Below are 21,216 nucleotides of genomic sequence, written 5' to 3' on the forward strand. Positions count from 1 at the left end.
GCGGGGTCAGCCCGAAGGGGGCTGGCCCCGTCTGTTTTTCGGAGTCTCTGCCATGAAGCTCATCTGTGGACTGGGCAATCCCGGGCGCGAGTACGAGCGCCACCGGCACAACATCGGATTCATGGTGGTGGAGGCGTTGCTGCCGCGGGCGCGCGCCGAGCTCAACCACGAGAAGTTCCAGGCCCGGGTGGGCCAGGGCTCCCTGGGCGGCGAGAAGGTCCTCTTCCTCGAGCCGCAGACGTACATGAACCTGTCCGGCCGCTCGGTGGCCGAGGCGGCGCGCTTCTACAAGGTGGCGGCGGAGGACATCCTCGTCATCCACGACGAGCTGGACATGCCCTTCGGGCGGCTACAGCTCAAGGCGGGCGGGGGCAGCGGGGGCCACAACGGGCTGAAGAGCACCGTCGCCAGCCTGGGGGAGGACGGCTTCATCCGCCTGCGCTTCGGCATCGGCAAGCCGCAGGGCCCCAACGCGAAGGACCGGGTGGCCGGCTACGTCCTGTCCAACTTCGACGACGCGGAGCGCCGGCAGCTCGATGACCTGATCGCCCTGGCGGCGGACGCGGCCGACACCTGGGTGCGCGACGGGCTGGCCACGGCGATGAACCGGTACAACAAGCGGGCGCCTTGACTCGGGGTCCTCCCCCCCGTAGAAGGCCCCTTCCCTACCCTCCGGAAGCTTCGGCGGGACGGAGCTGTTCTTTTCCATCATCCCGGGTGCGCGAGCCTCCGGGACGAAACGCGAGGGAGACGGGCGCGTGGTTTTCCCGTTCCCGGCGGTCGGTCCCCCTTGGACCTTCTGTCCGTTTCCCCGCTCCTCGGACCTCCGGGGGGCACTCAACCCCAAGGGGAGAGCAACATGGCTGAGACGCAGGCCGCCAAGCGGCTTCGTGAGTACGAGACCATCTTCCTGGTCAAGCCGGACCTCACCGACGACAACGTGGACAAGCTCAAGGAGCGCGTCCGCGGCATCGTGGGCCGTGAGGGTGGCAAGGTCCTCCGCTTCACGGTGTGGGGCAAGAAGAAGACGGCCTTCCCCATCGCCAAGCAGCCCCGCGCCATCTACGTGCACGCCAGCTACCTGGGCGGCACCGGAGTGGTGGCCGAGCTCGAGCGTAACCTCCGCAACTACGAAGAGGTGACGCGCTTCCTGTCCACCAAGCTGGCGGACGAGGTCGATCCCGAGAGCCGTCCGGTGCTCGAGGACCTGAAGCTGGCCGGTGACGTCGAGGAGACCCGTCCGGGCGTTCCCGCGGCCGCCGAGCGCGCCGCGGTGGTGGACGATGTCGCCGAGACCGAGGAGGAGGGCACCGAGGAGGCCTAGTGCCCCCGCGGTCGTCTTCTACGGATCCATTCCAGAGAAGAGAGAACACTCATGATTGGTAACGACAGGAATGCTTCCCGCGGCGGTGGTGACCGGGACCGCGGTGGCGACAGGGATCGTGGCGGTGACCGCGGTGATCGCGGCGGCGCCGGTGGTGATGACGAGAAGCGTGGCGGCCGTGGCTTTGGCCGCAAGAAGGTCTGCCGCTTCTGCGCCGAGAAGAACGCCAAGGTGGACTTCAAGGATCAGCCGACGCTGAAGTACTTCGTCACCGAGCGCGGCAAGATCATCCCCCGCCGCATCTCCGGCAACTGCGCCAAGCACCAGCGCGAGATCGCCACGGCCATCAAGCGCGCCCGCGGTCTGGCGATGCTTCCCTACAACGCGATGGTCGGCTGATCGCCGCCCCTCACGCACCAACGGAGACAGCACATGAAGGTCATTCTTCGTGAGGACGTCGCGAACCTGGGCAAGTCCGGTGAGCTCGTGACGGTGAAGGACGGCTTCGGCCGCAACTACCTGCTGCCGCGCAAGCTGGCGGTGCTGGCCACCGAGCAGAACGTGCGCCAGCTCGAGCACGAGCGCTCGGTCATCTCGGCGCGTAACGCCAAGCTGAAGGGCGCCGCCGAGGAGCAGGCCAAGAAGATCGGCGCGGTCAAGGCCGTCATCCGCCGCAAGGTGGGCGAGCAGGACAAGCTGTACGGCTCGGTCACCGCGCTGGACATCGCCGAGGCACTCGCCGCCCAGGGCCAGACGGTGGACCGCCGTCACATCCACCTGCCCGAGCCCATCAAGGCCACGGGTCAGTACGAGGTGGAGCTGCGGCTGCACCGCGACGTGGTGGCGAAGATCAAGGTCGAAGTCGCCGCCGAGGCCTGAGCCCCTCCTCCCTCTCCCTCTGGGAGAGGGCCGGGGTGAAGGAAGACAAGAGCCGTCCGGGAGTCAACCCCCGGGCGGCTCTTTCATTTGCGGGAGGACGCCGGTCCCGAGGCCCCGTGGCATGTCAGAGGGCGCGATCAGGCTGCCGCGCTACATCCCCGTAGCAGAGCCTGTAGACTGGCCGGGAGCCATGGACAACATCCTCGATATTCGGACGGGCGGGCGCAGGTCTCACGAGGACCTGGCCGCGGAGCGCGCGGTGCTGGGCGCCGTGCTCGCGGACAACACGATCATCGACAGCCTCGCGGAGGTGGTGCACCAGGACGACTTCGCCAGTCCGGCGCACGCGCAGATCTTCGCGGCGATGGTGAAGCTGGCCGGCTCCTCGCGGCAGGTGGATCACCTGACGCTGGCCGAGGAGCTGCAAGGTGCTCGGGCATCTGGCGGCGGTGGGCGGCCCGGCCTACCTGATGAGCCTGGATCAGGTGGTGCCCGTGCCGGGCAACGCCGTCCAGTACGCGAAGATCGTCAAGGATCAAGCCCTCCGGCGGAGGCTGGCGAACGCGGGGCGGGAGATCCAGGAGCTCGCCAGCCAGGAAACGGGCGAGCTGGACGTGCTGCTGGACGAGGCCGAGCGCAAGGTCTTCCTCCTGGCCGAGAAGAAGCGCGTGGGAGATCTGCGGCCCGTCAGCGAGCTGATGGAGCACACGCTGGATCTGCTGGACAAGATGAAGACGGCGACGACGGGCATCACCGGCCTGTCCACCGGCTACGCCGACCTGGACCAGGCGCTCACGGGTCTGCACGGCGGCGAGCTCCTCATCCTCGCGGCGCGCCCCGGCGTCGGAAAGACGTCCTTCGCGATGAACATCGCCACGCACGTGGGCCTGGCCGAGGAGCCCAAGGCGGCGGCCATCTTCAGCCTGGAAATGCCCGCGGATCAGCTCCTCATGCGTCTGCTGGCCTCGAGCGCCCGCGTGGACATGAAGAAGCTGCGCGGCGGCCGGCTCACCCCGCACGACGAGGAGAAGTTCCAGGAGATGGCGGGCAAGCTCTACAACGCCCCCATCTACATCGACGACTCGGGCGGTCTGTCCCCCTTCGACCTGCGCGCCAAGGCGCGGCGGCTCAAGCAGAGAGACCCGCGGCTCTCGCTGATCATCATCGACTACCTCCAGCTCATGCATCAGAAGGGCAAGGTGGAGAGCCGCCAGTTGGAAATCTCGGAGATCTCCCGAAGCCTCAAGCAGCTGGCCAAGGAGCTGGAGGTGCCCATCATCGCGCTCTCGCAGCTCAGCCGTAAGGTGGAGGAGCGCAAGGGCGGCAAGCCGATGCTCTCGGACCTCCGTGAGTCGGGCGCCATCGAGCAGGACGCCGACGTGGTGATGTTCATCCACCGCGAGGACCAGGGCGAGAACGCCGAAGGCGGCGAAGTCCAACGCACCAGCACGGCCATCCCCGTGCAGCTCGTCATCGCCAAGCAACGCAACGGCCCCATCTGCGACATCGACCTGGTCTTCCTCGCCGAGTACACGCGCTTCGAGAGCCGGGCCCGCGTCGAGTAGGGCTCAGACCACGAAGCAGAACCGCACGCGCCTGCGTCCCTTCTCGAGCTGTCTCACCAGGGACTCGGGCGTATCGCCGGACTCGCTCCAGGCGTCGATCTCCTCCAGCTCCCAGTCCTCGAAGACGCCCGCCCCGTCGAAGCCGGGGATGAAGCCCTCGCGCATGGCCTGCTGCACGCCTCGCAGCGGCCCGACGACGACCACGTCCCCGAAGCCGAAGAACCGCATCGGCGTGCCGGTCGGCTCCAGCGCCGCGTTCAGCAGGGCCAGCACCGCGTTGATGTTGAAGAAGCCCGAGAAGTCGTGGAACGTGACGCTGTACCGCCGCCCTCCGTGCCTCAGGCGCAGCGTGTACCGGTTGTCCTTTCCGCCACTCTCCTTGTCGCCGTCTTCCGGCGGGGGCGCGCGCTCCTCCCCTTCCACGTCGTCATCCCCTGGCAGCACCTGCGTGAACCTCGCCCCGTCCAGCAGCGGCGAGACGAGCCTCGCGAGATTCAACACCAGTTGTCCGTGGTTGACCGGGTACTCGCCCGCTTCCGGGTCGAAGCCGTAACCGCGACCCAGGCGCATGAAGGTCTCGTCCCAGTACTCGGGCCTGTCGTCGTCGGGTACCCATGCCTCGGGCGGAATCTGGAGCAGCTCGCGCAGGCGGTGCTCGTTCGGGATGGCCATGTCTCCTCTCCGTGCTCGGGACCTCCTGTGTCGCATGCCGGTCTGACAGTGCTTGCACGGATGTCCGGGAGTTGGCCCGGGTGATTCAGGTCACGGTTGGGAGCACGGAGACAGGCACCCTCACCCCGTCCCTCTCCCGGAGGGCGAGGGGAAGTGGGCGCGGCGAGGGGAAGTGGGCACGGCGGGGGAATGGGGGAACGGTCAGTCGCGGCCGGTGCGCAGGTAGCGAGTCACGTAGGACTTCGCCCGGCGGGCCGCGGCCGTGGGCGTCTTGCCCCGCCCCAGCTCCACCGCCAGGGCCGAGCCCAGCCGGCATCCCGTTCCCCGGCGCTCGGGTGCGCGCTCCAGCCGCTCAGCCTCCAGCAGCACGTCCCGCTCCGGCAGGCACAGCACGTCCACCGCTCCCGTGGCCCGGTGCCCGCCCTTCACCAGCACCGCGCCGAAGCCGTGGGCCACCAGCGCCCTCCCCGCCTCGCGCGCCTCCTCCACCGAGTGCACCTCGCCCCCGCCGAGCAGCCACGCCGCCTCGTCCAGGTTCGGCGTGAGCATCACCTTCGGCCCCGCCAGCTCCAGGTAGTGCCGCCGCGTCAGCTTCGAGAGCGGCTCGCCCCGGGAGGTCCGCACCACCGGGTCCACCACCCACCACGCGTCCACGCCCTCGAGCGCCTCACGCAGCGCCGCCAGCAGCGCCGGCCCGGGCACCTGCCCCAGCTTCACCGCGTGCAGCGGCCCCAGCTCCAGCGCCGCCTTCACCTGGGCACCCAGCACCCGCGCCGGCGTGGGCTGGTACAGGAAGGTCCCCCGGCCCTGCGCCGTCTGCGCTGAGGGCACGGCCACCGGGGCGCCACCGAGCGCCCGCACCGCGGCCACGTCCGCCAGCAGTCCCGCGCGGCCCGTGGGCTCGTGGCCCGCGCACAGCAGCACGCGCGGCGCTCCACTCACCGCCGGTGCTCTCGCGCCTTCTGGATGAACAGCCGGTACACGCCCACGTGCACCGGCACCGTGTTGAGCATCAGCTCCGGGTGCCACTGCACGCCCAGCGCGAAGCCGTACTGGGTGGACTCGATGGCCTCCACCACCCCATCCGGCGACACCGCGCTCACCACCACCTGCGTCCCCATCTTCTGCGCCGCCTGGTGGTGCGTGGAATTCACCATGAGCTGGCCCTTGCCGAGCGCCTCCGCCAACAGCGTCCCATCCTTCACGTCCACCGGGTGCTGGGGGTGCGTCCGATCGTGCTTCTGCTCGTGCTCGTGCGCGCCCTTCACCTCGCGGCCGATGTCCTGGTGCAGCGTGCCGCCCAGCACCACGTTGAGCAGCTGCATGCCTCCGCAGATGCCCAGCAACGGCATGTTCCGCTTGAGCGCCCCGCGCATCAGTGCCGTCTCGAAGGCCGTGCGCGACAGCTTCAGCGGCCCCATGCCCTCGCGCGCCGTCTCGCCATAGGCCTCGGGCGGAATGTCGAAGGCCCCGCCCGTGACGAGCAGCCCGGAGATGCGATCCAGGTACGCGTCCACGCACGCCAGCTCGTCCGAGTACGGCAGCACGAAGGGCAGGCCCCCCGCGCGCAGCACCGCGTCCGCGTAGGGCACCTTCAACTCGTAGTACGAGAACGGCGAATCCGGCCGGCTCTCGCTGAAGTCCGGGGTGATGCCGATGTTGGGCCGGCGCGGGGCCTGGCCATGACCATGAGGTTTCATACGTCTCCGCCCACGAGGCTAGTCCCCCGGGCGCCCCTGTCAAAAGCAGCGGCCAGGCGCCGGACACGCTCGGCGATGTCCCCGGCGAGCAGGGCATCCGAGGCCACCGCTCCACCGTGTGCCCCCGTGGCGGCCAGCTCCGCGATGTTCTCCAGCTTCACCCCGCCGATCCCCACCACCGGCAGGGGACTCGTGCGCACCACCGCACCGAAGCCCCCCAGCCCCAGCACCGGCGCGTTCACCTGCTTGGTCGTCGTGCCGAAGACCGGCCCCAGCCCCACGTAGTCCGCCCCGGCCGCCCGCGCCGCGTGCGCCTCCTCCAGGCCCCGCACCGTCACCCCCACCAGCCCCTCCGGGCCCAGCAGCGCCCTCGCCTCCTCCGCGGGCAGATCCTCGTCTCCCACATGGACCCCGTGCGCCCCCGACAGCAGGGCCAGGTCCACCCGGTCGTTCACCAGGCACACCGCCCCCGCCCTCCGGCAGGCCGCCACCACCTCGCGCGCCGCCGCCAGCGCCTCCCTCAGCGGCGTCCGCTTCATCCGCAACTGCACCACCCGCGCCCCTCCAGCGAGCAGAGCGGCCGCCTTCTCCTTCAGTGGCAGCTCGGGGCGCACGGTGTCATCACAGAGGACATAGAGGCCTCGGGGAAGGGACGGACGGACAGGGGCGTTCATCGGCTCCGGAGGGGTGGGGTTTCAGCGGCGTTGACAGAGGGTAGCCCTGCTATAAGGTGGCGCGCCCTTTTCCAAGAGATTCCGAGGAGTTGACCATGTCCAGCCCGACAGACCCGAAGCAGCTCGACAAGCGTACGGCCGAGCGTTACCTGCGCTCCGGCGCGGTGGATGAGAAGGCATACCAGCGCCACATCGAGACCCTGCCGGACGTGGCCGAGAAGTCCGTCCCCGTCGAGACGGTGATGCACGACGAGCTCGAGGACGAGGACGACGACTTCGAGGACGACGAGGACGAGGGTGACGAGGACGAGGACACCGGTTCGGACGAGTGACGCCATGACCGAGGAGAAGCGCGGAGAGACTTTCGTGATGCGGGGTGAGGTGCCCGAGGCCGCCATCACCTTCAGCACCTTCCTCATCGGTCTGGCCTCCAGCGCCCTCATCCACCTGGGTGAGGCGCCCAACCCGGAGACGGGCAAGGCCGAGCGGGATCTGATCCTCGCCCGGCAGAGCATCGAGTTGCTGGGGATGCTGCACGACAAGACGCGCGGCAACCTCACCCCCGAGGAGAAGCAGCTCTTCGACAACCTCCTCGCGGATCTGCGCCTTCGCTTCGTGGAGGCGAGCAAGCGGTGAAGTCCCCCGAGTCCCCCACCCCACTGCTGCCGCGGCGCATCCGTTTCGCGGCGGCGGTGTGCCTGGTGCTCTCCGCCCTCTCGGGCTTCATGGCGCTCGAGCAGGCCGTGACGCTCTTCAGCCTGGGGGAGCTGCGGGACGCCGCCATCGACGTGTCGCGCTTCTCCAAGGACCCGGACCTGGTCCGCGGCGCCCAGGTCAACGAGGCGTATCTCGCCGCGCTCGAGCCCCTGAGCGGGCCCCACGCGGTGGTGCTGGCAGCACTCTCGGTGGTGTGCTCCGTCGTCTTCGTGTCCGCGGCCCGGCTCCTCCGGCCCGGAGGGTTGCCCATGGAGCGGATGCGCCAGGTGCTCGCGGGCTCCGCCATCCTCGCCGCCCTGCTGCGCACCATCGATGGCGCGCAATGGGCCGTGGTGGGCAGACGCCTGGGGCCGATCCTGGCCCAACACCTGAACTCCCTGCCCATGGCCCAGGTGCCTCCGGCCTCCGCCCAGGCCGCCGCCGAGGCCACCGCCCAGTTCAAGGCCATGCTGCCCGGGTTGCTCTCGGGCTTCGCGATCGTGATGACGGCCCTCATCGCCGGCACCTTCGCCCTGCTCAGCCAGTACTTCCGCAGCGACAGTGTCCGCGCCGCCATCAGCGCCCAGGACGGCGAGCTGGCGATCGAAGAAGAGGACTGAGGACCCGCCGCCGGGCCCTCGCCTTCACGCCGCGAGGCCGCGCAGCAGGTGCTCCAGGGGCCGCTCCGACTCCGGCTCCGAGCTGTTGAGCAGCAGCCGCGTCCCCTGCATGCGGTGAAGCTGCAGCAGCAGCTCCCGCTCCACCCCGTACACCCACGCCAGGTGGCCCAGCGGCCAGCGCTCCTGCATCCGCGCGAAGGCCGCGTCGTCGAACTCCCCGTCCAGGCACTCGGGCAGCTCCACCTCGTCGTAGAGCAGCCGCTCCCCTCCCACGTTCTGGCCTCCACCGAAGGCCATGACCTCCTCGTACTCCTGGGGGTCGTACACGTAGGAGTGGACGGTGAGGCCCGCCTCCTTGGACAGCAGCCGGGCGAGCGCCTGATGCTCGCTGTACCAGTGCGAGCCCCGGCGCCCCGCCGTGTGCGGGCCGTCCAGCGCCAGCCGGACGACCTTGCGCTTGCGGTAGACGGACACCGTCAGCAGGGTGTCCTCCGGGGCCCCGTCCTCGACGAGCGCCCGCCGGGCCAGCTCGACGAGCTTCAGGCCGCCCAGGGATTCAGTTCGGATGAGATAACCGCCGTGCGCTTCCAGAGGATGCCCCCCAAGATGGGCGCGCATATACCCGGGCTGATGGGAGAAAGGCAACTCCCGGAGAGCCTGGAAGTTCGTAGAGGCTCCAAGCATCCAGGCTCACGCGACAAGTGAAATCTGGGCGGCCCCCCAGTTCTTGCCAAGGCTTCCCCGGCCCTTACGTTGGGGTCATGAGACTCGACAAGTACACAGTCAAGGCCCAGGAGGCCATCCAGGAAGGGCAGTCTCTGGCGCGCCGGGCGGACAACCCGAACTACGAGCCAGAGCATCTCGCGACCGCGCTGCTCGGGCAGAAGGAGGGCATCGTCGAGCCCCTGCTGCGCAAGATTGGCGTGGACGTGAAGCTGTTCGCCGGCCGGTTGGGCGAGGCGCTCCAGAAGCTGCCGCGGATGCAGGGCGGCGAGGGCGCGATGCTCAGCCAGCGGCTGCTCAAGACATTCGACAAGGCCGAGGACGAGGCCAAGTCCCTCAAGGACGACTTCATCTCCAGCGAGCACCTGCTGCTGGCCCTCTCGCAGGACAAGGGGGCGGTGGGCGAGGTGATGAAGTCCTCGGGCGTGACGCGCGAGCGCGTGCTGTCCAGCCTGAAGGACGTGCGCGGCTCCAGCCGGGTGACGAGCCAGGACGCGGAGTCCACCTACCAGGCGCTGGAGAAGTACGGGCGCGATCTGACGGACGCGGCGCGGGCCGGGAAGCTGGACCCCGTCATCGGCCGGGACGAGGAGATCCGCCGCTGCATCCAGGTGCTCAGCCGGCGCACGAAGAACAACCCGGTGCTCATCGGTGAGCCGGGCGTGGGCAAGACGGCCATCGCCGAGGGCCTGGCGCGCCGCATCGTGGACGGGGACGTGCCCGAGGGGCTGAAGAACAAGCGCCTGGTCACGCTGGACCTGAGCTCCATGGTGGCCGGCGCCAAGTTCCGCGGTGAGTTCGAGGAGCGGCTCAAGGCGGTGCTCAAGGAGGTGATGGACGCGCAGGGGGAGATCATCCTCTTCATCGACGAGCTGCACACCCTGGTGGGCGCGGGCAAGGCCGAGGGCTCGATGGACGCGGGCAACATGCTCAAGCCGGCGCTGGCGCGCGGCGAGCTGCACTGCATCGGCGCCACCACGCTGGACGAGTACCGCAAGCACATCGAGAAGGACGCGGCCCTGGAGCGGCGCTTCCAGCCGGTGATGGTGGGCGAGCCCAGCGTGCACGACACCATCAGCATCCTGCGCGGCCTCAAGGAGCGCTACGAGGTGCACCACGGCGTGCGCATCCAGGACTCGGCGCTGGTGTCCGCGGCCAACCTGTCCAACCGCTACATCGCCGACCGCTTCCTGCCGGACAAGGCGATCGATCTCGTGGATGAGGCCTGCAGCCGCCTGCGGATTGAGATCGACTCGATGCCCACGGAGATCGACGACATCCGGCGGAAGATGAACCAGCTCGAGATCGAGCGCGAGGGCCTGCGCAAGGAGACGGATCCGCACTCGGTGGAGCGGCTGGGGAAGCTCGAGAAGGAGCTGGCCGAGCTCAACGAGCGCTTCACCGGGCTGAAGTCGCACTGGGACGCGGAGAAGAAGTCCATCGCCGGCATCCGCGAGCAGAAGGAGAAGCTCGAGAAGGCGAAGAACGATCAGGCGGCGGCCGAGCGGCAGGGTGACTTCAACAAGGCGGCGGAGATCAAGTACGGCGTCATCCCCGGCCTGGAGAAGGAGATCGAGCAGCAGAACGCGAAGATGGCCGAGCTGCAGAAGAGCCACAAGTTCCTCAAGGAGGAGGTGGACGCGGAGGACATCGCGGCGGTGGTGGGCAAGTGGACGGGCATTCCCGTCTCCAAGCTGATGGAGGGCGAGGTCCAGAAGCTGGTGAACATGGAGGACCGGCTGGCCAGGCGGGTCATCGGGCAGCGCAGCGCCGTCGAGGCGGTGAGCAACGCGGTGCGCCGGGCGCGCTCCGGGTTGCAGGATCCGAACCGGCCCATCGGCTCGTTCATCTTCCTGGGCCCCACGGGCGTGGGCAAGACGGAGACGGCCAAGGCGCTGGCGGAGTTCCTCTTCGATGACGACAGCGCGATGGTGCGCATCGACATGTCCGAGTACATGGAGAAGCACTCCGTGGCCCGGCTGGTGGGCGCGCCTCCGGGGTACGTCGGCTACGAGGAGGGCGGCCAGCTCACCGAGGCGGTGCGGCGCCGGCCGTACACGGTGGTCCTGTTCGATGAGATCGAGAAGGCCCACCCGGACGTCTTCAACATGCTGCTCCAGATTCTGGACGAGGGCCGGCTGACGGACAGCCAGGGCAGGACCGTGGACTTCAAGAACACGGTGCTGATCATGACGAGCAACATCGGCTCGCAGGCCCTGCAGGAGGGGATGGCGGGCAAGGAGGAGCTGGACGAGGCGACGCGCGAGGACGTGATGGGCATTCTGCGCCAGCACTTCCGGCCGGAGTTCCTCAACCGCGTGGACGAGGTCATCCTCTTCGAGCCGCTGCGCAAGAAGGACATCCGGCAGATCGTCGAGCTGCAGGTGGCGCGGCTGCAGAAGCTGCTGGGCGACAAGCGGCTGACGCTGGAGCTGACGGACAAGGCGGAGGATCTGCTGTCCGACCGCGGGTACGATCCGACGTACGGCGCGCGGCCGCTGAAGCGGGCCATCCAGAAGTACCTGATGGATCCGCTGGCGCGGAAGGTGCTCGGGGGCGAGTTCCTGCCCGGGGACCACATCGTGGTGGACGCGGGCAAGGACGGGCTGACGTTCGGCAAGGGCCAGGCGAAGGCCGCGTAGTCGCAGCCAGCAGTCGCAGTCAGCAGTCCCCTGCCCCAACATCCCCTCTCCCCTCGGGAGAGGGACAGGGTGAGGGTATCGAAGGCCCCGGGTTGATTCCCGGGCCACCACGAGAGGGCCTCGGGTCCACGGACCCGGGGCCCTCTCGCGTTTCACGAGCCTGCGCTCCGGGTGTGCGCCCATTGACGGAGGGAGGCATCCGGCCGAGAGTCACCCCGTGATCCTCCCCCTGGTGGCCGCCCTCGTGGTGAGCCAGCCGATCGATCCCCAGCAGCCCGGCGCGGCCGTCTCCAGTCCCGACGCCGCCGGGCCCGCCATCTCCGAATCCACCCCTGCCCCGGCGCCGCCCGAGCCCGAGGAGCCGGACCGGCGCAAGCAGACGGTCGTCACCGCCTCGCGCTCCGAGCGCAAGCTCGAGGACGTGGTGGTGGCCACCGAGGTCATCACCCGCAAGCAGATCGAAGCGGTGGGGGCCCGGGACCTGGGCCAGCTCCTGCAGCAGCACCCGGGCGTGGAGCTGGTGCACACCTTCCGGGGCACGGGCCTGCGCCTGCAGGGGCTGGATCCCGAGTACGTGCTCGTGCTCGTGGACGGCGAGCGCGTGAGCGGCCGGGTGGGCACCACGCTGGACCTCGGACGCTTCAGCCTGCGCGACGTGGAGCGGGTGGAGATCGTCAAGGGGCCCGCGGCGGCGCTCTACGGGGCGGACGCCATCGGCGGCGTGGTGAACCTCATCTCCCGGCACGTGCAGCGCCCGCTGGAGCTGGGCGCCCGGGGCACGTTCGGCACGCTGCTGGAGGGCGACTTCCGCGCGAACGCGGGCACGAAGCAGGGCCCCTTCGAGGTGCGCGTGGGCGGCGGCTACCGCACCCGCGAGCCCTACGACTGGGTGCCCGCGGACGCGGCGACGAGCGGCTCGGGCATCCGCCGGCTCGATGGCGACGTGGCCCTCGCCTACGCACCGGATGACCGCTCCCGCCTGTGGCTGCGCAGCCAGTACAACCTGCGCGACGAGTACGCCGTCGACCTCAACCCCTCGGGCGCCGTGCTCGACCGGCGGCAGCGGCAGGAGCAGTTCGATGTCTCGCTCGGCGGCAGGAAGCGGCTCGCCAGCGACACCTCGCTGCTCGTCCGGGGACACTTCGGCCTGTTCCGCGACCAGCTCCTGCAGGATCAGCGCGGCTCGCGGGCGCTCGACGACTACACGCAGAACGTCAACCGGCTCTACGAGGGTGTCGTCCAGGCGGACCACCGGATCGGCAACCATGCGCTCACCGCAGGCCTCGAGGTGCTCGGTGAGCGGCTCACCTCGGCGCGGCTCGAGGAGAGCCCGGTGGGCCGCATCCGGGGCGGCGCGTTCCTCCAGGACGAGTGGGACGTGGCGCTGTCCTCGGACGAAGCCGGGCCGAAGCTGAAGGTGGCCCCGGGCTTCCGCTTCGACCTGGACTCGCAGTTCGGCGGAGCTTCCCTCGCCGCGGCTGGCCCTCAAGCTGGACCCGAACCCCTCGCTGACGGTGCGCGCCTCGGTGGGACTCGGGTTCCGCCCGCCGTCCTTCCAGGAGCTGTACCTGCGCTTCACCAACCAGGGCATCGGCTACATCGTCTCGGGCAACCGGGGCCTCACGGCCGAGCGCTCCGCGGCGGTGAACGCCGGCGTGGACTGGCGCCCGCCCATCGACGGGTGGGTGCTCTCCGCGAGCGCCTTCCACACCCGGCTCAACAACCTCATCAACATCACCGCCGGAGGGGCGCCGGACCCGGACAACCCGGTGACCTTCAGCTACGAGAACGTGGCCCGGGCGTACACGCAGGGCTTCGAGCTCAACGGACGCTTCCGGCTGCCCGTGCGCGCCACGTACCTGGATCTGGCGTACATGCTGCTCGACGCGAGGGACCAGACGCGCAACCGTCCGCTGGAGGCCCGCTCGCGGCACCGCGTCAACGCGCAGCTGTCCACGAAGTACCGCCCGTTCAACCTGGAGGCCACCGTCCGGGGCTCGTGGGTGAGTGGACGGCCGTACTACCTGGGAACGGCCGGCGGCATGGTCAACGTGATCGGCCTCGAGGAGCGCGAGGTATGGGCGCCCTCGTATTTCGACCTCGAGGCCCAGGTCACCTACAAGCTGCGGGGCGGGTTCGACATCTTCGTCAACGGCTACAACCTGCTCAACGCGGGCGACCAGCAGTTCAACCCCCGCCCCCCGCGCGGCGTGCTGGGCGGCGTCCAGTGGGAGTACTGAGGGCCCGGCCCGGGTGGTACCCGGACCGGTCCTGACAGCCCGGCTCAGCCGTTCTGCTTCTGCACCGGGCGGAAGGGGTGCACCCACCGCAGGAAGGGAGCGGCGGTGCGGGTCTGGATCCACACCTTGCCCCTGCCGCTGAACCGGCACACCAGGCCCTCGCCGCCGAAGAGGAAGCTCTTCACCTTCGAGCCCGGACGAAGCCCCGGCATGATCGTCACGTTGTACTGGAGCGTGTCCTCGAAGGCGACGACGTAGCCGGTGTCGACCACGAAGCCCTGCGTGACGTCGATCTCCAGGATGGCGCCGTAGGAGTTGAAGAAGAGATCTCCGGAGCCCTCCGCCTTGAGCAGGACGAGGCCCTCGCCGCTGAAGAAGCCGCGCGCGCCCTGCCACTTGCCCGTGACGTCCACGCCGTCGCTGTGCGCGAGGAAGGAGCCGCGCTGCAGCATCAGGCTGTTGCCCGAGAGCCGGTAGTGCACCACGTCGCCGGGCGTCCCGGGCGCCAGCAGCACCTCGCCGGCCCCCGCCTTCGCGGTGAAGGTATTGACGATGAAGCTCTCACCGCCCAGCAGCCGCCCCAGGGACTTGCCGAACCCACCGCGCGTCCCCGCCTTCAGCTCGATGGTGGGATCCATCGTCGCCATCGCCGAGGGCTCGGCGAGGACCTTCTGCCCCGGGGCGAGCTTGACGCCCAGGATCGCGAAGTCGGGCCGGTGTTGGATGTCGAAGCGCAGGCCAGCATGTGCCAGGGCCGCGTTCGGAACGATATTCGCCGTTGCCTGTTCCATTCGTGGTTCTCCGCGGATCCGTCAGGCCGAGCGAGGCTTGAGCATGGGGCCGAGCAGCTTTCCGAAGCTCGGCGGATTGTGGCTCTGGCAGTACAGCTTGCCGCGGCCGTTGAACTTGCAGACGAGCCCCTCGCCGCCCAGGAAGCTGCCCACGAGGCTGCTGGAGGCCTTGCCGATCTCGAACTGGAGCGAGTCCTCGAAGGCGACGATGTGGCCGGTGTCCACCACGTACTGCCCATTCACCTCCACCTCGTAGATGGCCCCGAAGCTGCTCAGCAGGACATCACCCGTTCCCGTGCACCGGACCCAGAAGACGCTCTCGCCAGAGAAGAGCGCCTTGCCCAGTCCCTGGAAGGTGGCGTCGAGCTCGATGTCGGGATCCGACGCGAGCCAGCTCGAGCCCTGGACGATGAGCGAGCCCCCGTTGAGGCGGTGGGAGACGACGTCGCCCATCAGCCCCGGCCCGAGGATCAACACCTGATCCGGCGCGTGCGCGGTGAAGTGGTTGAGGAAGAAGTTCTCCCCCGCGAACATCCGCTTCAGTCCGGAGACGAAGCCCCCGCTGCCCCCCTTCTTGTGGGAGGAGGTCTCCACGGTGAGCTCCGGGCTCATGGCGATCATCGCCCCCACCTCGCAGGTGATGGACTGACCGGCCTGGAGGGTGATCCGGGCCACCGAGGACGCCGGACGACACGTAATTTCCGTCTGCATCTTGGGCCCTCTTCAGTAGATGTTGGAGTTGGTCCAGGACGCGAGCCCGGCGAGCGCGCGCGACTGGAGGTAGACCTTGCCGCGGCCACGCACACGCGTGATGAGGCCCTCGCCGGAGAAGAAGCTGGAGAAGATACCTCCGGCCAGCCCCATGCTCAGGCTCAGCGTCGGCTCGTAGGCGACGAGGTGGCCGCTGTCGACGATGAGCTCACCGTCCACTTCCTTCTCGATGATGCCGCCATAGGCGCCGAACCAGAGCGTCCCGGAGCCACTGGCCTTGAGCCGGAAGAGGCCCTCGCCACCCACGAGGCTCGCCACGCCCGCCCAGCCGACGCCGAGCTGCACTCCCGGCTCACAGGCCAGGAAGGCGCCCTGCTGGAGGAACAGCGTGCTGCCATTGAGCGCCACGCTGGTGATGTCGCCCGGCACCGGCTGGGTGAGGACCAGCTCCCCCTGGCTCTGGGTGGCGAACTCGTTGACGAAGAAGGACTCCTTGCCGAACACGCGCCGCACCAGCGAGGTGAAGAAGCCACCCGCCATGCGCGCCTTCATCTCGATGCTCGAGCTCATGCTCGCCATCGCATCGGCCTCGGCGACCAGCCCGTCACCCGCCCGCATGCGGACGAGTACGTTGGCGAACGAGGGTTTGTTTCGGATTTCCGCTTCCATGCCCTTCCCTTCGTGGGGTCAGCGTCATTCAGCCCGGGCGGGATGTTCCCCGACCTGGGTTTTGGAGTCCACTGAGTGCTTGGACTGGGGATCCTTCGCGTGGCGGACCACCTCGTCCCAATCAATGCCCAGCGGCTCGGCGGCGGCGGGGCGGGACAGCTCGGCCCGGCGCCGCAGCTCGGCCTGGCGCTCCGAGAGCTGGGGATGGGACGACAGCCAGGCCAGGGAGTCCGGGACGTCCCCGTGCTGCTCCTGGAGGATGGCGAAGAACTCCGCGAGGGCGGCCGGGTCCATTCCCGCCTTCAGCATCATCTCCGCCCCTTCCATGTCGGCGGCGGTCTCCTGCTCGCGGCCGTAGCTGGTGAGGACACCATGCCGGGCCAGCTCCACCGCCATGGCGAGCAGCCCGCCCACGTCCTGGATGAGCAGCTCGAGCGCCACCACGGCACCAGCGGACTGGGCGATGCGCTCGAGGCCATGCCGGAGCGTGGCGTGGGCCATTTCGTGGCTGAGCACGCCGGCCACCTGCTCGGGGCGCCGGGCGGCCTTGATGAGGCCGGTGTAGACGACGATGCGGCCTCCGGGCAGGCAGTACGCGTTGACGATGGGCGCATCCACCACCGTCACCTGGAACTCCAGCCCGGGGATGCGCACGTGGGGCTCGAGCCGGGAGACCAGCTTCTCCATCGTCCCGACGAGGACGGGATCCGTCACCTTCGGTCCGTCGAGCGACATGGCCTCCATGGCCAGCCCGCCGAGCTTCCGGTCGACCGAGACGGGGAGCGCATGCACCGCGCGTGTGGCCCCCATCTTGAGGAGCCGGAAGGCGCCCATGGTGAGCAACACCATCGCCACCAGGCCGAGCACGATCTGGAGCGTGTAGCGGTTGCGCTCCTTGCGCGCCGCGAGGCCCATGCGCTTGAGCTGTTCCACGATGGGGTCGCCCCCCGAGCGGGCGAGGGCCTCGGCGAAGCCCTTCTGCTCGGAGAAGAGGGTGAGCCGCCGGCCGGGGCCGTGGCAGAAGATCATCTTCCCACTGGCGCCCCCCTGCTCGAGCTGGCAGTCCGCGTAGGGAAGGCGGAACCGCTCGCCCGTGGGGGTCTCGGCTTCCAGCCCCTCCAGCCCCAGCCGGATTCGCGCTCCGGCACGGCCACCTTGAACCTCGTCACTGAAGAGCCCACCCTGGAACTCGATCGTCTCCATCACGGGGCGGACTATAGCCCGCTCGCGGTGGATGCGCCCCGACATGATCGCCGCCGTTCCGGAGTCCCGGGCGTGGGCAGGGCCGGACCCCTGAGCGCCTACTCCTCGTCCTCGGAGTCATCCTTCCATTCATCCGTCTCCAACTCTTCCGGGAGCGGGGCGACCATGAAGTACCACTTCCCTGACACCTCAACGGCCATGAAGCCCTTGCCGGCGATCTTCACACGCTCGGTGTGCGTGGCCTTTCCGCTGGCAAGCCACTGGTCCGCTTCTTCGCGCGTCGCGAATTCATGAGAGACCTCGACAGTGAATGCGGTGTCAAAGCATGCCTTATAGAATTTTTCGAACTCATCCCTCTTTTTGAGGTCGCGAATGTAGAGCAACGCAATCTGAGCAAGCCCGAAGGCCCTCCTCTCCTTGGAGCCTTTCGCATGATTCTCGATAAAGGGGTTCAGAAAATCGATCGCTTCATCCAAATCAAACTCTGGAATGTGCGCCATGTTGTCACCACGCTTTCGGCCCGCTTACAGCGGGGCCAGCACCAATGCGCCACCCACAAGAGCAATGACGTAAGGAGCGGCGACCATGCCCCCCACGATGACGACGGCACCAAGTGCCACTTCGGTCTTGTGCTCCCTGAGCCAGTCCAAGGCTGCGTTCATGGTCGGGAAATGAAGCTCCTTTTTGTGTGACTGTGATTCTTGCCGCTCCAGTTCCTCTTGCTCTTTGATGCAATTCATGAACACCTTGAGGCTTTCACTGACGCAGTGCTTGTGGTGGTTTTCGGTGTGTTTCTCGATACTGGGTTCCTTGGGCTTCCGCCTCCAGCACTTCTTGAAAGACTGTTTTTCCATTTCGCTGCAATAAGCCTCTGCGCCAGCCCCGCCAGTTCCGCTCTCGACGTGGGAGCCCACTCCGCTCGCGTCCTCGGAGATGACGTAGACTCTCCGCTCGGGTTGCGGCTGCGTGTGGGAGCATCCGGCACTGGCCACCGCAACAGCCGTCAGCAGAACAGTCCATTTCGCCAGGACGACCGACCTCATCGTGCTCTCCCTCAGCCGTGCGGCCGTTCTTGCCTGCTCGCTGGTTTGGAGGACAGCAGGTGGGAATGCCTCCAAGCGGGCGAGTCGCTCCTCGCGAGACGGACTGCCAATCCCTGGACAGGCCCCCTCCTCGCCTGGGAGAACGCCGGGGTGAGGGTCGACATGCCGATACGGATTCACAGGACGGTGCTGCTCCTCGGGCTCGCGGTGGCGGGCTGTGCCCCGGACCTGCGCACGGACTACCCATTCGATGGCCAGACGAACAGCGGGCCGCTCGTCGAGGTGACTCCGCAAGAGGACGGGAAGCTCCCACGCCCTCATCGACGCGACGAACAAGTCCGCCCTCGTCTTCTTCGACATCGACGAGGGCCGGGAGCTGAAGACCGACGAGGCCTTCGAGACCAACGCCTGGGACCTGGCCTTCCAGCGTTACACCGTCACGATGAACGGTGGAGGCGGCAACCCCACGGGCCAGGTACGGGTGGCGGTGCTCAAGGACCAGGGCTGGGACTCCCTCACGGCCGCGCCGGCCGAGGGCTATCAGCAGGACGCCTCGGAGCCGGTGTTCAGCGGAGTCGAGGGCGGCTGGTACTTCTACAATCTCTCCGTGCACCGGCTCTCCCCCCGGGAGGAGCTGCTGTACGTGGTCCGCAGCAGCAGCGGGCAGTTCTTCAAGCTGCGGATGCTCTCGTACTACGACAGCGCGGGCACCCCCGCCCGCCTCTCGTTCCGCTACCAACGGCTGCCAGAGCCCACCACGGCTCCCTGAGCGGCCTTCGAGTCCAGGACAGGTTTCCCACCCATCACCCAACCTGCTGCGTCCAGGTCACGAGGTCATCTCCCTGGTAGCCTCCGAGGTTTTTCGGAGGCAGCAGGATGCTCGATGGGAGTGGTGGACAGGCAGGGGGTGAGCTTCCCGGACCGCGCTTCGCTCCGGGGACGGAGGTGGCGGGCTTCACCATCGAGGGGACGATCGCCTCCGGCAGCTTCGGCACCGTGTACCGGGCGAGGCGGAGCGGACGGCCCTACGCCATCAAGCTGGTGCGCATCGACCCGCGGGGCGATCGGGAGGCGGCCGCACTGCGGCTGATGCGCCACCCCAATGTGGTGGCCTTCCACGGCTATGGCCTCTGGCCAGAGGACGAGCCGCGCTTCCTCGTCCTGGCCCTGGAGCTCGTCGAGGGCCGTACACTCGACGTCTGGGCGGCCGAGGAGAATCCCTCCGCGCTCGAGCTGGTGACGCGGATGTTGTTGCCCTTCGCGCTCACCCTGGCGGACGTGCATGACTCGGGTGTGGTGCACCGGGACATCAAGGAAGCCAACATCATCGTGCGCGAGGCGGACGGGCAGCCGGTGCTGGTGGACTTCGGCGCGGCGGGCATCAAGGAGGGGGCGCCACGGCTGACCCTGCGGCTGCCGCCGGGCACCGCGGAGTACCGCAGCCCCGAGGCGTTGCGCTTCGCCCGGGCCTGGGAGGGTGAACCCTACCCTTTCGCGCCGGGAGACGACCTGTGGGCCATGGGCGTCGTCACCTACATTCTGTTGACGCGCATGCTCCCGTTCGGAGACCGGGGCGACCCGGGGTTGAATCGAGCCATCCTCGAGACGACGCCGCCGGCCCCGCACGAGCGCAATCCGCGAGTCCCCCTGGCCCTCAGCGAGTTGTGCATGCGGATGCTTGAGAAGGAGCCCGAAGCCCGGTACCCGGATGCTCGCGCGCTCGCGGAAGACCTGGGGGAGCAGTGCACCCAGGCGGACAACTCCTGGCGCACACCGCTGTTCCCTGAAGCCAGGCGAGACAAGCGCCCTGCCCCCATTCCGGCGGCGCCCGGGCGACAGGGACGCAAGCGGTGGTGGGCTGCGGGACTCGTTCTCGCCGCGGTACTGGGGGGGACCGGGGTCTTCTCCCTGTCCGCCGCATGGCGGCAGCCGCCCTCGACGGTGATGCCCCCCGGCCAACGTGCGGAGCCGTCTTCCCCGACCCCACCGCAGCAGGTCACCCCTCGCCAGGAAATAGCACCCGCTGGGCTGACGGGAGAAGTTGGCCACGGCGCGGAACCGGAGAAGTCATCCACCCCCGCGCCCGTCGCCACAGCGACGAACAACAAGGAGCCCAAGATGACGAAGTCCAAGACGACCCGAGCCCTTCTCGCCGCCACCTGTGTTGCCGGTTCCGCCTGCGTGGGGGGTCTGCAGCACCGTCAGCCCCCGAAGCCCACGGATTGCCCGCCCGGCTCCGAAGTGACCCGAGAGCGATTCAAGATCAGGACGGGAGAGTTGCAGCGCATCACCATCCACCCGTTCGATTACACACACCGTGACGCTTTGCTCTCGGAGGGGAACGTCACGGGCGAGTTCCTCCCTCCGTTTGGGGGGAAGCTCCCACGCCAGACCCGGCTCGAGGGCGAGGTGTTTTTCGCAAAGGGGCATCTCTATGGCCGTTTCACCCGGGCTCGCTTGCCCGACGGTGAGGTCGTTCCTGTCTGCATGGAGATCTGGACGACGCAGGGACGCGGCATTGCCATGGAGCCCGGCAGCACGTCCGAGAAGGCCCGTGTCGCCAACATCATGAGCATCATCCAGGTCAGTAGCTTCAACTAGACCCGTGCCGGAGGCGACCATCCGTGCTCCCCCCATCCCCCATCCTGCTCCTCGTGATTGTTCAAAGCGCGCCCCTCATCCAGCCGCCCACCGCCCTGGCGTGCAGGGATTTGCAGCACATCGAACTCGCGTTGGCACCCGCGGCAGCAGCCCGGGAGATCTGTATCAGCCCAGGGCTCATGACGAACTTCGTCTTCGATGCGAGCGCGGAGGTGGATCTACAAGACGAGGTGCGCTTCCTCGAGGTGACTCGAGGACGCAGCACCCTCAGCCTCCTGCCTCCACGCGATCTGGTGATTGGAGAACGCCTCCGGCTCACGGCGCTGCTGGGGGAGGGAGCCACCCAGCAGCGTGTCACTTTGTCCCTGGTCGCTCACTCGGGGCAGGCAACACATCAGGTGGAGGTTTATCGCGACCAGCGTCCCCGGGAGTCCTTGTTGCAGGAAATAGCCCAGGAGCAGGC

The 21,216-nt window shown here is 68.5% G+C and carries 22 protein-coding genes and 3 pseudogenes; 14 read left to right on the forward strand and 11 right to left on the reverse strand.

Going from position 1 to position 21,216, the window contains the following annotated elements; translation table 11 throughout:
* The first annotated feature begins 52 nt into the window (after positions 1–52).
* From pth to dnaB, 5 genes and pseudogenes are all read left to right on the forward strand, one after another.
* Positions 53–631, forward strand: a complete 579-nt coding sequence (pth, locus tag ACN28I_RS14185) for an aminoacyl-tRNA hydrolase (RefSeq protein WP_420942570.1) — start codon at positions 53–55, stop codon at positions 629–631.
* A gap of 228 nt (positions 632–859) precedes the next feature.
* A complete protein-coding gene (gene rpsF, locus ACN28I_RS14190; RefSeq protein WP_420942571.1) occupies positions 860–1,324 on the forward strand; it encodes a 30S ribosomal protein S6 in 465 nt (154 codons plus the stop codon).
* Between the two features lie 51 nt (positions 1,325–1,375).
* Positions 1,376–1,723 (forward strand): 30S ribosomal protein S18, encoded by a 348-nt coding sequence (rpsR, locus tag ACN28I_RS14195; RefSeq protein WP_375772279.1) that lies wholly within the window; start codon positions 1,376–1,378, stop codon positions 1,721–1,723.
* 33 nt (positions 1,724–1,756) lie between these two features.
* Positions 1,757–2,203 carry a 50S ribosomal protein L9 gene (rplI, locus tag ACN28I_RS14200; protein WP_047856539.1) on the forward strand — a complete coding sequence of 149 codons (447 nt, stop codon included), beginning with the start codon at positions 1,757–1,759 and terminating at the stop codon, positions 2,201–2,203.
* A gap of 190 nt (positions 2,204–2,393) precedes the next feature.
* A pseudogene (gene dnaB / locus ACN28I_RS14205) lies at positions 2,394–3,768 on the forward strand (replicative DNA helicase).
* A 3-nt stretch (positions 3,769–3,771) separates the two neighbouring features.
* Here dnaB and ACN28I_RS14210 read toward each other — a convergent pair.
* From ACN28I_RS14210 to thiE, 4 genes are all read right to left on the reverse strand, one after another.
* On the reverse strand, positions 3,772–4,440 hold the full coding sequence (locus ACN28I_RS14210; protein ID WP_420942572.1) for a hypothetical protein: 669 nt from the start codon (positions 4,438–4,440) through the stop codon (positions 3,772–3,774).
* Positions 4,441–4,641: 201 nt separating this feature from the next.
* Complete coding sequence (thiD, locus tag ACN28I_RS14215) at positions 4,642–5,382, reverse strand: bifunctional hydroxymethylpyrimidine kinase/phosphomethylpyrimidine kinase (protein WP_420942573.1); 741 nt, start codon at positions 5,380–5,382, stop codon at positions 4,642–4,644.
* Entirely contained in the window at positions 5,379–6,140 is a 762-nt protein-coding gene (locus ACN28I_RS14220; RefSeq protein ID WP_420942574.1) for a gamma-glutamyl-gamma-aminobutyrate hydrolase family protein, read from the reverse strand. Before ACN28I_RS14220 ends, thiD begins: the two co-directional genes overlap by 4 nt.
* Positions 6,137–6,814 carry a thiamine phosphate synthase gene (gene thiE / locus ACN28I_RS14225; protein WP_420942575.1) on the reverse strand — a complete coding sequence of 226 codons (678 nt, stop codon included), beginning with the start codon at positions 6,812–6,814 and terminating at the stop codon, positions 6,137–6,139. The genes ACN28I_RS14220 and thiE overlap by 4 nt, the downstream gene beginning before the upstream one ends.
* Positions 6,815–6,909: 95 nt before the next feature.
* Between thiE and ACN28I_RS14230 the strand changes: the two genes are divergently transcribed.
* The 3 genes from ACN28I_RS14230 to ACN28I_RS14240 are packed head-to-tail and all read left to right on the forward strand — an operon-like array spanning position 6,910 to position 8,130.
* Positions 6,910–7,146: a hypothetical protein gene (locus tag ACN28I_RS14230; protein WP_420942576.1), complete on the forward strand. Its 237-nt coding sequence runs from the start codon at positions 6,910–6,912 to the stop codon at positions 7,144–7,146.
* A 4-nt stretch (positions 7,147–7,150) separates the two neighbouring features.
* Positions 7,151–7,450 carry a DUF1844 domain-containing protein gene (locus ACN28I_RS14235; protein WP_420942577.1) on the forward strand — a complete coding sequence of 100 codons (300 nt, stop codon included), beginning with the start codon at positions 7,151–7,153 and terminating at the stop codon, positions 7,448–7,450.
* The gene (locus ACN28I_RS14240; protein ID WP_420942578.1) at positions 7,447–8,130 is read left to right on the forward strand and encodes a hypothetical protein; all 684 of its coding nucleotides are present in this window, start codon (positions 7,447–7,449) and stop codon (positions 8,128–8,130) included. The genes ACN28I_RS14235 and ACN28I_RS14240 overlap by 4 nt, the downstream gene beginning before the upstream one ends.
* Positions 8,131–8,154: 24 nt before the next feature.
* Here ACN28I_RS14240 and ACN28I_RS14245 read toward each other — a convergent pair whose 3' ends face one another.
* Entirely contained in the window at positions 8,155–8,748 is a 594-nt protein-coding gene (locus tag ACN28I_RS14245; protein ID WP_420942579.1) for a hypothetical protein, read from the reverse strand.
* A gap of 143 nt (positions 8,749–8,891) precedes the next feature.
* Here ACN28I_RS14245 and clpB point away from each other — a divergent pair, with 143 nt between their 5' ends.
* The 3 genes and pseudogenes from clpB (at position 8,892) to ACN28I_RS14260 (ending at position 13,735) form a co-directional block, all read left to right on the forward strand.
* Positions 8,892–11,495, forward strand: a complete 2,604-nt coding sequence (clpB, locus tag ACN28I_RS14250) for an ATP-dependent chaperone ClpB (protein ID WP_420942580.1) — start codon at positions 8,892–8,894, stop codon at positions 11,493–11,495.
* 424 nt (positions 11,496–11,919) lie between these two features.
* Positions 11,920–12,207: pseudogene (locus ACN28I_RS14255) on the forward strand (TonB-dependent receptor plug domain-containing protein); the annotation flags it as partial.
* Positions 12,208–12,985: 778 nt separating this feature from the next.
* Positions 12,986–13,735, forward strand: a complete 750-nt coding sequence (locus ACN28I_RS14260; protein ID WP_420948638.1) for a TonB-dependent receptor plug domain-containing protein — start codon at positions 12,986–12,988, stop codon at positions 13,733–13,735.
* Between the two features lie 44 nt (positions 13,736–13,779).
* On the opposite strand, the gene ACN28I_RS14265 is transcribed toward ACN28I_RS14260, so the two are convergent.
* From ACN28I_RS14265 to ACN28I_RS14290, 6 genes are all read right to left on the reverse strand, one after another.
* Positions 13,780–14,526: a TIGR00266 family protein gene (locus ACN28I_RS14265; protein WP_420942581.1), complete on the reverse strand. Its 747-nt coding sequence runs from the start codon at positions 14,524–14,526 to the stop codon at positions 13,780–13,782.
* 21 nt (positions 14,527–14,547) lie between these two features.
* On the reverse strand, positions 14,548–15,237 hold the full coding sequence (locus ACN28I_RS14270; protein WP_420942582.1) for a TIGR00266 family protein: 690 nt from the start codon (positions 15,235–15,237) through the stop codon (positions 14,548–14,550).
* A gap of 12 nt (positions 15,238–15,249) precedes the next feature.
* Positions 15,250–15,906: a TIGR00266 family protein gene (locus tag ACN28I_RS14275; RefSeq protein ID WP_420942583.1), complete on the reverse strand. Its 657-nt coding sequence runs from the start codon at positions 15,904–15,906 to the stop codon at positions 15,250–15,252.
* 24 nt (positions 15,907–15,930) lie between these two features.
* Positions 15,931–17,109, reverse strand: a complete 1,179-nt coding sequence (locus tag ACN28I_RS14280; protein ID WP_420948639.1) for a M48 family metallopeptidase — start codon at positions 17,107–17,109, stop codon at positions 15,931–15,933.
* Positions 17,110–17,207: 98 nt separating this feature from the next.
* A complete protein-coding gene (locus tag ACN28I_RS14285; RefSeq protein WP_420942584.1) occupies positions 17,208–17,609 on the reverse strand; it encodes a hypothetical protein in 402 nt (133 codons plus the stop codon).
* 24 nt (positions 17,610–17,633) lie between these two features.
* Positions 17,634–18,152 (reverse strand): hypothetical protein, encoded by a 519-nt coding sequence (locus ACN28I_RS14290; protein WP_420942585.1) that lies wholly within the window; start codon positions 18,150–18,152, stop codon positions 17,634–17,636.
* Positions 18,153–18,471: 319 nt separating this feature from the next.
* Between ACN28I_RS14290 and ACN28I_RS14295 the strand changes: the two genes are divergently transcribed.
* The 3 genes and pseudogenes from ACN28I_RS14295 to ACN28I_RS14305 all read left to right on the forward strand — a co-directional run.
* Entirely contained in the window at positions 18,472–18,921 is a 450-nt protein-coding gene (locus tag ACN28I_RS14295) for an HmuY family protein (RefSeq protein WP_420948640.1), read from the forward strand.
* Between the two features lie 107 nt (positions 18,922–19,028).
* Positions 19,029–20,753, forward strand: coding sequence for a serine/threonine protein kinase (locus ACN28I_RS14300; protein WP_420942586.1), 1,725 nt, complete (start codon positions 19,029–19,031; stop codon positions 20,751–20,753).
* A 53-nt stretch (positions 20,754–20,806) separates the two neighbouring features.
* Positions 20,807–21,202 (forward strand): annotated as a pseudogene (locus ACN28I_RS14305) (DUF2381 family protein); the annotation flags it as partial.
* Positions 21,203–21,216: the final 14 nt, after the last annotated feature.

The sequence above is a fragment of the Archangium gephyra genome, assembly GCF_049060025.1.
GTDB classification, from domain to species: domain Bacteria; phylum Myxococcota; class Myxococcia; order Myxococcales; family Myxococcaceae; genus Archangium; species Archangium gephyra_A.